We start from the raw sequence: 13162 nt of genomic DNA, 5'->3' as shown, positions 1-13162 counted from the left end.
CCGGTTACGGCGTGACGGTAACATTCCACAGCACCGGCCCAATCAGATCATGGTAGCCGTGCACGTTTTTCTTCAGGGCGACCGGCTCAGGCGTGGTATGACCAAGCACGATAACCGGCAGATACTGCCAGGTCAGCACGTTCAGTTTATCCACCAGTGGCCGCGCTTCTTTCAGCGATGCCGCCTGCTTGATGCCATCAAGCGCCGCATCGATTTCCTGACTGTTGCTCAGACCCGGAAACTTCGCCCGGGAGTCGAGGAAGGGATACTGGTGCAGCACCTGACGCATGGAGAACTCCAGCGCACACAGATCGAAGTTCTTCGGATCCTGACGGCGTTGCAGTACCGTCGGCCAGTCGTAGACGTCCAGCCGGGATTTGACGCCGATCTGTTTCAGCACCTGCTGGGCGACAATCGCCAGGTTATACAGCTCTGCATACTCTTTGGTGGCGATAATCACCACTTCTTCGCCCTTATAACCGGATTCTTTAACCAGTTTGCGAGCCTCCTCGAGTTTATGCTGGTTCCAGAATGGCTTGCCCGCCTCGCTGTACCAGTCCACCTGATTCGGGAATCCCAGCGACGGATCTTCTTTAAAGAAACGCGGATCGCTGTAGCCCGCCAGCAGCGTCTGGTGCACGTCGAGCGCGAGGTTAAACGCCTGTCTAAGCTTTAGGTCAGCGAACGGCCCTTGCTGTTTGTTGAACAGATAGGTGATCAGCGAACCGCCGCTTTCGGGCCGCGCCAGGCTCAGATCCGGCGCGTTGGTAAGGGCATCGATATTGTCTTTCGGCAGGTTAAACACAATGTCGTATTCGCCGGTCATCGCTCCGGCCAGCCGCGTGGATTCATCGGTGATATAGCGGAACCAGATGTCTTTTACGTTGGCTGGCTTAGCGCCGGAAAGTCCGCTGGACGGCTCTTTGCGCGACACAAAGCCGTCATAGCGCGTCAGATGTAAATACTCGCCCTGTTTAAACTCCGCGAGTTTGTATGGCCCGGTACCGATAAGCTCGGTGACCGGTTTTTTGCTGCTGTTGGCCTGGTCGATCAGGCGTTTGGGCATGATGGCGGCGATGTTTTTCACGTCCGCCAGCACGTTAAGGGCGATTAGCGAAGGCTCCGGCAGCGTGAGGCGCACGGTTTTGTCGTCCACCTTGCTGAACTGCGCCCCCGGCAGGTTAGCTTTACCCTGCGTCGATACCGCCAGCCAGCGCGTCATGGAAGCCACCACGTCATCGGCGGTGAGCGGCTGACCATCGTGGAACTTCACGTCGTCGCGCAGCACGAAGGTGTAGGTTTTGCGATCGTCACTCAGCGTATAGGACGCCACCAGATCCGGCACCGGCTCAAACTTATCGTTGATGGTGAACAGCTCTTCAAAGATATGGCGATCCACATCAGAGGTGGCGTTATTGGTGGTGAGATACGGATCGAGAGTGCCGGGCCGGTTACCATAGGCGATGTTCAGCGTCGCATTACGGTTCACGGCTTCGGCCAGTGCGCTTCCCCAGGGTAAAGCCGCCGCCAGCAGCAGTGCGGCGGCAGAGAATGTCATTTTCATTGTTTTTCTGGCTCCGGTGGCGATCAGGCCGCGTTTGAGGTGGTAGGTCGTCCGGCAAATTCATCCTTCGCCGCCTGAAGCAGCGCAGGCTCGGTGAGCAGCCGCAGCCCGGCGCGCGCCAGCACCAGCGCCCCGGTGATTAAGGCTTCGTACCCTTTTTCAGAGTTGGCGGCTTCGCGGAAGGCGACCGTGTGGCCGATCAAATCGTCCGGGCCAATCTTGATGGACGGATGCGCAGTGGGCACTGCATGGCTGATGTCGCCGACGTCCGTCGATCCTTTGCCCTCTTTGGCGCTGAGATCGACCGGTTCGCCCACTGCCGTGAACTCTTCAAGAAACAGGTTATTCAGCGTGTCATTGATGTTGAAATCCCGCGGGCCGACCTGATGTTCAATTTTTACCGTCGCGCCGGTCGCCAGCGCAGCGCCCTCGGCAATCGCCCGGATGCGTGGCTCCAGCGCTTCAACGGCCTCACGGCTTTCCGCGCGGATATAAAAATGCGCCGAGGCGTATTCAGGGATCACGTTCGGCGCCTGGCCGCCATTAGTGATGATGCCATGGACGCGCACGCCGTCCGGCAGTTGCTGGCGCAGCACGCTGATGCCGTTATAGAGCAGCACCAGCGCGTCCAGCGCGTTGACCCCTTTGTGCGGCGAGCTGCCCGCATGGGAGGGTTTTCCATAAAAGTGGAAGTAGAGATGGTTATTGGCAAGGAACGGCCCGGTCAGACGCGTTCTGCCACCCGGATGCACCATCATCGCCGCGTCTACATCCCGCAGGAATCCGTGCTCAACAAAGCGGGCTTTCACGTTGCCATTCGGTCCACCTTTACCCCGCAGCCCGCCCTCTTCCGCAGGCGTGCCCAGCACCACGACTTTGCCGCCGGTTTTATCCAGCGTCTGGCTCAGGGCAATGGCGGCGGCGATGCTGGAAACGCCGATGATGTTATGTCCACAGGCGTGGCCGATATCGATCAGCGCATCAAATTCGGCGAGATAAGCAATGGTCGGCCCTGGCCTGCCGCTCTCTTTTACCGCATAGAAGGCGGTTTCGTGACCGGCGACGTTGGCCGTGACGGTAAAGCCATTTTTCGCCAGCAGCGCCGTCAGCAGGCCGCTGGCGTAATATTCATTGTTACCGGTTTCCGGGTGCGCATGAATATCTTTTGAGATGGCGATGTACTCGTCGCGGTGTTGATTAAGGCTCTGTTCCAGTCGTGCGGTTAACTCGCTAATGCTCATTGCTTCCACCTTTTTGTGATGTCGGTTGATGAAGGGGTTAACTCAGATGACGCTTTGCCTCCTGACGGACGCGATGCAGAACGTGATGCTTGATTTCGCCGTAGCGCGGGTGTTCCACCAGGGATTCAATGTCGCGCTCGCGACCGAAGGGACTGACAATTTCTTCCACGATCTTGCCGGGTTTTGCCGACATGATCAGGATGCGATCGGCGAGGAACAGCGCTTCTTCCACGTCGTGGGTGACAAACAGCAGCGTGGTGTCCGTTTCCAGCCAGGCGTTGCGCAGCAATTCCTGCATCATCAGGCGCGTCTGGGCGTCAAGCGCGCCAAACGGCTCGTCAAGCAGCAGCACTTCCGGTTCCGGCAGCCAGGCGCGCGCCAGCGCCACGCGCTGTTTCATGCCGCCCGACAACTGCCAGGGGGCGTGATGTTCAAAGCCTTTCAGCCCGACGCGGGCCAGCCAGTCCAGCGCCTTCGCGTTCACGTCGTCTTTGCGGTGGCTGCCGAGGCGCGGGCCAAAGGTGACGTTATCCAGCACCGACAGCCAGGGGAACAGATTCGGCTGCTGGAAAATCATCCCGCGGGAAGGCCCGGGCTTGCGTACCGGCTCGCCGCCGCTCAGAACCCGCCCGCGGTCAGGCCGGGTAAAGCCGGCCACAAGATTAAGAATGGTGGATTTGCCGCAGCCCGACGGCCCCAACAGCACCACAAATTCGCCCTTCGCAAGCGACAGGGAGACGTCTTCCAGCACGGTAAAGGGATGCGGTTTCGCCGCAAATTGCAGGGACACCTGCTCCAGCGCAATCTGTATAGTCATTATTCTTTTCCTGCCCAGGGCACAAACACGCGTTGCAGGCCGAGGATAAGTAAATCAAGGAGATAGCCAATGCCGCCGAGCAGCAGGATGCCCAGCATGACGATATCGGTGCGTAAGTAAGAGCTGGCGTTGATCACCATCCAGCCCAGACCAGAGCTGGCGGCGACCATTTCGGCGGCGATCAGCGACGTCCAGCCAATGCCAATCGACAGCCTGACGGTGGTAAACAGATCCGGCAGCGCGTCCGGCAACACCACGCGCAGGAAAATTTGTTGTCGGGAAGCGCCGAGGGTCTGCGCCACGCGAATGCGCGAGCGACCAATGCGCTCCACCGCCGCGCTGGCCCCCACCACCACGCTGAGGAAGGTGGCGATGAAAATCAGAAAGAATTTCGAGCTTTCACCGATGCCGAGCCATACCACCGCCAGCGGGATCAGCGCGATTTTCGGCAGCGGACGCAGAAACTGCACGAAGGGGTTAAGCACTGCCGCCAGCCCGTCGGACAGGCCCATCAACAGGCCGAGCGGAATACCGATCACAATCGCCACCGCAAAGGCGCTGAGCGCCCGCGCGAGACTGACGACGATATGCTGCCAGAGCGGAACCTGCCGGTAACCGTCAGCGAGCAGCTCTTCCGTGGTCAGACCGATGTCCGTCAGCGACGGCAGCAGCAGCGGATCCACCCATTGCCGGGTCGCCGCCACCTGCCAGAGGATAAAAAAGATCGCCACCGACAGCACGCTGATGGCGATGTGCTGACTTACTCTCATTTTGCGTTCACCGCCGCATCGCGAAGGTAACGGGAGTTGATGGCCGCGTCCCAGTTCGCGGGGATGTCACGCTTGCGGATCTCGCCAATTCCGGCGAGGAAGTTTGAGGTTTTGGTCAGCGCTTTGCCGATGCCGCTGTCGGTGCTGTGCGTACCGTCGCCCAGCCAGGCGGCGGTGCCCTGTTCGCTCAGCGTCGGGTATTCCAGACCGCCCAGCGTATTGGCGGCGGTGGTCACAGGCGCGCCCACTTCTTTCGCCACGATGGCGGCGGCACGTTCAGGATCTTTTTTGAACTCATTGACCTTTTCCTGATGCACGCGCAGGAAGGCGCTGACCACCTCCGGGTACTGTTCGGCAAAGGCTTTACGCACCACATAGTTGTTGTAGATCAGGTAGCCCGCCTGTTGCAGATCTTTGGTGGCGAACACCTGGTGCCCGCCAGCTGACTCCAGCTCCTGGGCGAAGGGCGCCCAGACGTAGCCCGCGTCAATATCGCCCCGCTTCCATGCGGCAACCATTTCCGCCGGACGCAATGGCAACAGGGTAATTTTACTGCGGTCGAGTTTGTTGACGCTGATCGCCGCCTCCAGCGCATATTGCGCGGTGGAGTTTGGCGGATAGCCCACACGTTTGCCTTCAATATCATTAATGCGGGTGATGCCCTCTTTGCCGATTAAGCGTTCGTAGCTGGCGATCACGCCGGACACGCCGATTATTTCCACCGGTAATTTACGCACAATACCCGCCGTCGCCGGGCTGGAGCCAAAATTGGCAATATCAATAGCATTACTGGCGAAATAGGTTAATGCATCGGCTCCGGAAGCAAATTGCACCCATTTCACTTTGCTGTTTAACGCTTTATCAAGCGAACCATCGGCTTTTGCCAGCATTAATACCTGCGAACCGCCGCTATAAGCAATACGGACTTCTTCCGGCGTGGCGGCAAAAGAAATCTGCGACCATAAGCTACCCGCTGCCAGTAATAAGCAGAGACTTTTTTTCATTTTATTATCCTGTGAGGAAATTAATTATTTAGCGCCCGACCAGTATATTCAGCCGGCGTTGATTTATTTATACGGATTATTGCTAAGCATTTATTCACAACAGGAATGGCGATAATCCTGCCAGAGGGCGGAACAGCGCTCCGCCAGCGCCTGCGCCGGATCGACGGCGTGGGAAAGAAAGGGGGAGTCAATGGCCTTCAGGGCGACCGGCACTTCGGTGCAGGCGAGGATTAATTGCTGCGCCCCGCGTTCAACCAGCGCCTGCGCCTGGCGCGCCAGTAACTCGCCGCCTTCACGCAGCGCACCGCGTTTAACCGCGTAGCAGCCCGGTACAAACAGCTTTTCCAGCTCATGAGTGTCGGGCAGCACCGGCGTGATGCCCAGACGGCGCAGCCCCTGCTGATACCAGCCTGCGTCGAGCGTGCCTTTGGTGGCGATCACCCCAACGCGCGTGGCGTGCTCAGGGCGGATCTGCGTGAGGGTGGCCTCAACGATATGCACCAGCGGCGCGGCGCTTGCCGCCTGCAACGCCGCAAACCAGTGATGGGCGGTGTTACAGGGGATGGCGATGTGGCTCGCCCCTGCGGCGTTTAACGTTTTGATACCGTTGAGCAACTGTGGCAAGGGCGACGGGCCTGTGCCCGCCAGCGCCTGTTGCCGGTCGGCGATCTGCGGCACGTTCCACGCCAGCACCGGGATCTGCTGCTGATCGCGCTGCGCAGGCGTGGCCTCCAGCAGCTTTGCCATAAAATCCACCGTCGCCAGCGGCCCCATGCCGCCCAGCACGCCGAGCAGGAAGGGTGTCATTTTTCCAGCACCTGACGATAACCAAACAGACCCGCCGAACCGCCGGTGTGGATAAAGACCACGTTTTCGTCCTGACGGAAATGACCGTTGCGGATCAGATCCACCAGCCCGGCAAAGCCTTTCCCGGAATAGACCGGATCCAGCAGAATGCCTTCGTGACGTGCCAGCAGGCGCAGCGCTTCTGTCATGCCGTCAGTAGGTAAACCGTAGCCGTCGCCCACGTAATCGCTGTTGGCAACCACCCGGTTACGCGGCAGCTCGCCCGCCACACCCAGCAGCGCAAGGGTGCGGGAGGCCAGGTTCCATACGTTCTCTTCCTGCTTCTCTTTCGGCGCGCGCACGCTGATGCCGAGCACGGGCACATGGCTATTGGTCGCAGTAAACCCGGCGACAAGGCCCGCCTGGGTGCCGGTGCTGCCGGTGGCGTGCACCACGTGATCGATGCGTAAGCGTAATTGGGAGGACTGGTAAAGCAGCTCTTCGGCACAGGCCACGTAGCCCAGCGCGCCTATGGGGTTAGAGCCGCCGCCGGGGATGACATAAGGGTTAAAGCCCTGTTCGCGCAGCGTGGCGGCATAGTCGTCCATCGCCTGCTGCATGTCGGTGCCGCCCGGCAGATGGGCGACTATCTCGCCGCCGAGCAGTTCATCAAGCAAAACGTTACCGGATCGCTGGTAATCTTCGCCGAAATCGGTGACGCGCTTTTCGAGCAGCACTTTCGCCTGTAAGCCTAATTTTGCCGCGCCGGCAATAGTCTGACGCACGTGATTCGACTGGGTTGCGCCCTGGGTAATAATCACATCGGCGTTTTTTTGCAGCGCGTCGGCGAGCAAAAATTCCAGTTTGCGGGTTTTATTTCCCCCGGTGGCAAGTCCGGTGGCGTCATCGCGCTTGATCCATATTTTCGGTCCGCCCAGTAATTTACTCAGATTATCTAAAGGTTCGAGCGGCGTGGGGAAATGACCTAACGAGAGGCGCGGAAAACGGGCCAGATGCATAGTAGCTCCTTGAGAATTTGCTCATCAGCAAAATAATAATTATTGAGCTACTCTACACCGCCGGGCTTTGAGCCTAATGACAAATAATAAATATCTATTGCTGAAAATTAACTAACCGCGAAAATAAAAAAAAGCCCCTTATTATAAGAGGCTTTTATTTATTGTGCAGAGGCTGCGTTATTCAGCGACTTTCTTTTTCGCTGCGCGCTTGGCTTTGGTCGCCGCTGCGATTTTTTGCGTTTTCGCAGAAGGCGCCTTTGGCTTTTTCTCTTTCTTCGCTTTCGGCTGCGCGCTGTCCGGGTTTTTGGCTTTGGCTTTTGATTTGCCTTTTTCGCCACGGAATGCGCTATCCGGCTCGAAGTTCACTTTTTTGCCCACCTGACGACGACGGCTGACGTTACGTCCCGGCGCGCCTTTTTTGGCTTTTTCGCGTTCGGTTTTGCCGACGTTACGCGGCGCGCGTTCGCTGGAAATCAGCGTGAAGTCGATTTTACGCTCGTCCATGCTGACCGCTTCCACACGTACTTCCACGCGGTCGCCCAGGCGATAGGTCTGGCCGCCGGATTCGCCGATCAGACGCTGACCAACCTGGTCGAAACGGTAGTAGTCGTTGTCGAGGGACGACACGTGCACCAGACCGTCGATGAACAGCTCGTTCAGACGCACGAAGAAACCAAAGCCGGTGACGCTGGCAATCACCCCGGAGAAGGTGTTGCCCACCTGATCCTGCATAAAGTCGCACTTCAGCCAGTCGGCGACGTCACGCGTGGCTTCATCGGCGCGACGTTCGGCCATAGAACAGTGCTGACCGAGTTGCAGCATCGCTTCCACGCTGTAGTGCCAGCCGCCGGTTTCGGTGCTGTCGCCTTCGTGCCCCTGCTCTTTCGCCAGCAGGTATTTGATGGCGCGGTGCAGCGAGAGGTCAGGATAACGACGGATCGGCGAGGTAAAGTGCGCATACTGTTGCAGCGCCAGACCAAAGTGACCGCGGTTTTCCGGATCGTAAATCGCCTGTTTCATGGAGCGCAGCAGCATGGTTTGCAGCATTTCATGATCGGGACGATCGGCGATGGATTCCAGCAGCGCCGCGTAATCGCCCGGCTCCGGCTTACTGCCGCCCGGCAGCTCCAGGCCCAGCTCAGCCAGTACCGAGCGGAAGGAGGTGATGGCTTCGTTAGTCGGACGATCGTGAATACGGAACAGCGCCGGTTCTTTCGCTTTCTCGACAAAACGCGCCGCCGAGATGTTGGCGAGGATCATGCACTCTTCGATCAGCTTGTGGGCGTCGTTACGCTCAGTCAGCTCGATGCGCTCAATACGGCGTTCCGCGTTGAAGATGAACTTGGCTTCTTCGCTCTCGAAAGAGATGCCGCCACGCTCTTCGCGCGCCTGGTTCAGGGTTTTGTAGAGGTTGTGCAGCTCTTCGATGTGTTTGACCAGCGGAGCGTACTGCTGACGCAGCTCCTGATCGCCTTCCAGCATATGCCAGACCTTGGTGTAGGTCAGACGCGCGTGGGAGCTCATCACCGCTTCATAGAATTTGTAGCCGGTTAAGCGCCCTTTGGTGGAGATGGTCATCTCGCAGACCATACAGAGGCGGTCAACCTGCGGGTTGAGCGAGCACAGGCCGTTGGAGAGCACTTCCGGCAGCATAGGCACCACCTGCGACGGGAAGTAGACCGAGGTGCCGCGGTTGTGCGCTTCGTCGTCCAGCGCGGTGCCAGGGCGCACGTAGTAGCTGACGTCGGCAATGGCCACCCAAAGACGCCAGCCGCCACCGCGTTTTTTCTCGCAGTAAACCGCATCGTCGAAGTCACGGGCGTCTTCGCCGTCGATGGTGACCAGCGGCAGGTTACGCAGGTCAACGCGGCCTGATTTCGCCGCTTCCGGCACCTGTTCGCTGAGGCTGGCGATCTCGTCTTCCACCGCTTTCGGCCAGACGTAAGGGATTTCGTGGGTGCGCAGCGCCATGTCGACAGCCATGCTGGTGCCCATGTTATCGCCCAGCACTTCAACAATTTTACCAATGGCTTTGGTGCGGCGGGTCGGACGCTGGGTGAGTTCAACCACCACCACGAAGCCCATGCGCGCGCCCATGACTTCTTCCGGCGGCACAAGGATGTCGAAGCTCAGGCGGCTGTCATCCGGCACCACAAAGCCCACACCGGCATCGGTGAAGTAGCGGCCGACGATCTGCCCGGTACGCGGCTCCAGCACGCGCACAATACGCGCTTCGCGGCGACCTTTACGGTCAGCGCCGAGCGGCTGCGCCAGCACGATATCGCCGTGCATGCACATTTTCATCTGTTCAGAAGAGAGATAGAGATCGTCTTTACGGCCTTCCACGCGCAGGAAGCCGAAGCCGTCGCGGTGACCGATTACCTTGCCTTTCAGCAGGTCGAGGCGCTCCGGCAGCGCATAGCACTGGCGGCGGGTGAAGACCAGTTGCCCGTCGCGCTCCATGGCGCGCAGGCGACGACGCAGCCCTTCAAGCTGTTCTTCGCCTTCGATATTGAGTTCAACCGCCAGTTCTTCGCGGTTAGCGGGTTTTTCGCGTTTGGATAAGTGATCGAGAATGAATTCACGACTGGGAATAGGGTTGGCGTACTTTTCAGCTTCGCGGTCCTGGAAAGGATCTTGTGACATTGCGGTTCCTCCGTTGTCAGCTCTGGCGGAAAAGTCTGTCATTCCACCAGCAATAATTTATAAAGCGGTTGATTCTCTTCAACCAGGTCTGCCAGCGTGTAGCTGTCCAGCTCCTTAAGAAAGCTCTGCACGGCCTGGGAAAGGGCCTTTTTCAGGCGGCAGGCGGGCGTGATATGACAAAATGCGCTGCTGCAATTGACCAGCGTCAGCGGCTCCAGTTCACGCACTACATCACCTATACATATAGCACGGGCTGGCTTACCCAGCCGGATCCCGCCGTTTTTGCCCCTGACGGCCGTGACGTAGCCTGCCCGGCTCAGCTGGTTGATGATTTTGACCATGTGATTACGGGACACACCGTACACTTCTGTCACTTCAGAAATACTGGTCATTCGTCCTTCCGGCAGCGACGCCATATAGATTAAGGCTCGCAATCCGTAATCGGTGAAACTCGTTAACTGCACATCAACCTCAGGAAATAAGAAAAAACGCGGGACACCCGTGGTGTATTGACACTATTGATGATAAACCAGCCACCTGTCAGGCTGCTAATTTATTTAGAAATGAACGGTGATGGGAAGAAGTAATAAGGGCAAAACAAGGGGCGCTGTGATGGCGCCCCTGGCGTGATTATGCGTCGAACGGATCGCGCAGGATCATGGTTTCAGAACGGTCAGGACCGGTAGAGATAATATCGATCGGTACGCCCGTTAATTCTTCGATACGCTGAATGTAGTTCAGCGCAGCCTGCGGCAGGCCGCTACGCTCTTTCACGCCGAAGGTGGTTTCTGACCAGCCCGGCATGGTTTCGTAGATCGGCTCGATGCCTTCCCAGTCGTCGGCAGCCATCGGCGTGGTGGTCACTTCGCGGCCATCCGGCATACGGTATGCCACACAGATTTTCACTTCTTTCAGGCCATCCAACACGTCCAGCTTGGTCAGGCAGAAGCCAGACAGGGAGTTGATCTGCACCGCACGGCGCACGGCAACCGCATCCAGCCAGCCGGTACGACGGCGACGGCCGGTGGTAGCGCCGAACTCGTTACCCTGTTTGCACAGGAACTCGCCGATGTCGTCAAACAGCTCCGTCGGGAACGGACCTGCGCCAACGCGGGTGGAGTAAGCTTTGATGATGCCAAGCACGTAATCCACATAGCGCGGACCAATACCGGAACCTGTCGCCACGCCACCGGCGGTGGTGTTGGAGGAGGTAACGTACGGATAGGTACCGTGGTCGATATCCAGCAGCGTACCCTGCGCGCCTTCGAACATGATGAAATCACCACGTTTACGCGCCTGGTCGAGCAGATCGGAGACGTCCACCACCATGGAAGTGAGGATGTCGGCAACCGCCATCACATCGTCCAGCACTTTCTGGTAGTCAACAGCGTCAACTTTGTAGAAGTTAACCAGCTGGAAGTTATGGTATTCCAGCACTTCTTTGAGTTTGGTAGCGAAGGTGTCTTTGTCGAACAGGTCGCCAACGCGCAGACCGCGACGGGCTACTTTATCTTCATAGGCCGGACCGATGCCACGACCGGTGGTGCCGATCGCTTTCGCGCCGCGCGCTTTTTCACGCGCTACGTCCAGCGCCACATGATAATCGAGGATCAGCGGGCAGGCTTCAGACAGCAGCAGACGCTCGCGAACCGGGATACCGCGGTCTTCCAGTTCTTTCATCTCTTTCATTAACGCAGCAGGAGACAGCACCACGCCGTTACCAATGATGCTGGTGACGTTATCGCGGAGAATACCTGATGGAATAAGATGGAGAACGGTTTTTTCACCGTTGATTACGAGAGTATGGCCTGCGTTGTGACCGCCCTGGTAGCGTACAACAAATTTAGCCCGTTCAGTCAGGAGATCGACGATCTTCCCTTTACCTTCGTCACCCCATTGGGTGCCCAGTACGACGACGTTGTTACCCATTTTTCAAAATCACCGTTTGCTTAAAAAAGGATTCTACCATCGCTTTTTCTGATAATCAGCACTTTTTGTCGCCTAATTTCGGCAAACCGGCGTGCTTTGTCTTCAGCCAATCGTTTTCCTCAACATGTAGTAGACAACGACGCCAGCAACCACTAGACCGCCGCCAAAACGCCGTAAAATGTTATCAGGAAGCTGAATGAGCGCGCCGATCATACGTCGCCATGCACGAGGATAAAGCATCGGCCCGAGGCCTTCCAGCACCAGAACGAGGGCCAGCGCCAGCCAGATGGTGGTGTTCATTTATAAATGTCCCTGAATGAGAAAACCACCGGCTCCTGAGGAACACGGTGGTTTTTAGCAGATTAAACAGCCTGACCGGGGTTAGCGTACGGCGTTGCCCGGCGTCTTCATGTAGCGGAAGAAATCGCTGTCCGGGCTGAGCACCATAACGTCCTGGTTGCTCTGGAAGCTGTTCTCGTAAGCACGCAGGCTACGGATGAAGGCGTAGAAGTCAGGATCCTGGCTAAAGGCGTCGGCAAAGAGTTTAGCCGCTTCGGCATCACCTTCACCACGCAGGATACGACCTTCACGCTCCGCTTCCGCCAGCGTTTTAGTCACTTCGTAATCGGAGGCCGCGCGCAGCTTCTCGGCTTCTTCCTGGCCCTGTGAACGGTGGCGACGGGCAACCGCTTCACGCTCAGCGCGCATACGGTTGTAAATCGCTTCCGACACTTCGTTCGGCAGGTTGATCTGCTTGATACGCACGTCGACCACTTCAATACCTAAGGCCGCCATACTGTTCGGGTTCACCACCGGCACTTTACCGTTGGTTTCCGCCGTAACGCGTTTCGCGGCTTTCGCGATTTCGTCATCGGCAGCAGGCGTGGCCACTTCATCCTCGGTGCCGGCAGAACCGGAGTTCAGGGCATCGCGCACTTCCAGCGTCAGACGACCGCGGGAGTCAGTCACGATGTCTTTCACATCAAGACGGCCGATTTCAGAACGCAGACGGTCAGAGAACTTACGTTTCAGCAGCACTTCCGCCTGAGAGACATCGCCACCACCGGTTGCCAGGTAGTAACGGCTGAAGTCGCTGATGCGCCACTTGATGTAAGAGTCGACAATCAGGTCTTTCTTCTCTTTAGTCACAAAGCGGTCAGCCTGGTTATCCATCGTCTGGATACGGGCGTCGAGCATTTTCACGGCTTCGATAAACGGCAGTTTGAAATGCAGACCCGGCTCAAAGACCAGCGGTTTGTTTTCATCGTCACGGAGGACTTTACCGAAACGCATGGTAATGCCGCGCTCGCCTTCTTTCACCACGAAAATAGACGTATAGAGCACGACCAGCACGATAATAATTACCGCAATAATAGACTTACGCAT

The 13162-nt window shown here is 57.7% G+C and carries 12 protein-coding genes; all 12 read right to left on the bottom strand.

Features of this window, described 5'->3' with window-relative positions; all coding sequences use genetic code 11:
* Positions 1-4: 4 nt before the first annotated feature.
* The 12 genes from BMF08_RS07725 to hflC all read right to left on the bottom strand — a co-directional run bounded on the left by BMF08_RS07725 (position 5) and on the right by hflC (position 13162).
* Positions 5-1564: an ABC transporter substrate-binding protein gene (locus tag BMF08_RS07725; protein ID WP_072570281.1), complete on the bottom strand. Its 1560-nt coding sequence runs from the start codon at positions 1562-1564 to the stop codon at positions 5-7.
* A gap of 23 nt (positions 1565-1587) precedes the next feature.
* The gene (locus BMF08_RS07720) at positions 1588-2805 is read right to left on the bottom strand and encodes a M20 family metallopeptidase (RefSeq protein ID WP_072570280.1); all 1218 of its coding nucleotides are present in this window, start codon (positions 2803-2805) and stop codon (positions 1588-1590) included.
* Positions 2806-2842: 37 nt separating this feature from the next.
* Entirely contained in the window at positions 2843-3622 is a 780-nt protein-coding gene (locus BMF08_RS07715; RefSeq protein ID WP_072570279.1) for an ABC transporter ATP-binding protein, read from the bottom strand.
* Positions 3622-4392, bottom strand: coding sequence for an ABC transporter permease (locus BMF08_RS07710; protein ID WP_072570278.1), 771 nt, complete (start codon positions 4390-4392; stop codon positions 3622-3624). Before BMF08_RS07710 ends, BMF08_RS07715 begins: the two co-directional genes overlap by 1 nt.
* Positions 4389-5396, bottom strand: coding sequence for a taurine ABC transporter substrate-binding protein (locus BMF08_RS07705; protein ID WP_083580979.1), 1008 nt, complete (start codon positions 5394-5396; stop codon positions 4389-4391). Before BMF08_RS07705 ends, BMF08_RS07710 begins: the two co-directional genes overlap by 4 nt.
* Positions 5397-5486: 90 nt before the next feature.
* The gene (locus BMF08_RS07700) at positions 5487-6203 is read right to left on the bottom strand and encodes an aspartate/glutamate racemase family protein (protein WP_072570277.1); all 717 of its coding nucleotides are present in this window, start codon (positions 6201-6203) and stop codon (positions 5487-5489) included.
* Positions 6200-7201 carry a D-cysteine desulfhydrase gene (locus BMF08_RS07695; protein WP_072570276.1) on the bottom strand — a complete coding sequence of 334 codons (1002 nt, stop codon included), beginning with the start codon at positions 7199-7201 and terminating at the stop codon, positions 6200-6202. The genes BMF08_RS07700 and BMF08_RS07695 overlap by 4 nt, the downstream gene beginning before the upstream one ends.
* A 177-nt stretch (positions 7202-7378) precedes the next feature.
* Entirely contained in the window at positions 7379-9847 is a 2469-nt protein-coding gene (rnr, locus tag BMF08_RS07690; protein WP_072570275.1) for a ribonuclease R, read from the bottom strand.
* 38 nt (positions 9848-9885) lie between these two features.
* Positions 9886-10311: a nitric oxide-sensing transcriptional repressor NsrR gene (gene nsrR, locus BMF08_RS07685; protein WP_072570274.1), complete on the bottom strand. Its 426-nt coding sequence runs from the start codon at positions 10309-10311 to the stop codon at positions 9886-9888.
* Between the two features lie 166 nt (positions 10312-10477).
* On the bottom strand, positions 10478-11776 hold the full coding sequence (locus BMF08_RS07680) for an adenylosuccinate synthase (protein ID WP_072570273.1): 1299 nt from the start codon (positions 11774-11776) through the stop codon (positions 10478-10480).
* A 102-nt stretch (positions 11777-11878) separates the two neighbouring features.
* Positions 11879-12076 carry a DUF2065 domain-containing protein gene (locus BMF08_RS07675; RefSeq protein ID WP_072570272.1) on the bottom strand — a complete coding sequence of 66 codons (198 nt, stop codon included), beginning with the start codon at positions 12074-12076 and terminating at the stop codon, positions 11879-11881.
* An 81-nt stretch (positions 12077-12157) separates the two neighbouring features.
* Positions 12158-13162: a protease modulator HflC gene (gene hflC / locus BMF08_RS07670; RefSeq protein WP_072570271.1), complete on the bottom strand. Its 1005-nt coding sequence runs from the start codon at positions 13160-13162 to the stop codon at positions 12158-12160.

Origin of the sequence: Enterobacter sp. SA187 (assembly GCF_001888805.2) — a bacterium.
GTDB lineage: Bacteria > Pseudomonadota > Gammaproteobacteria > Enterobacterales > Enterobacteriaceae > Enterobacter_D.
This window is presented reverse-complemented; position numbering and strand designations above follow the sequence as displayed.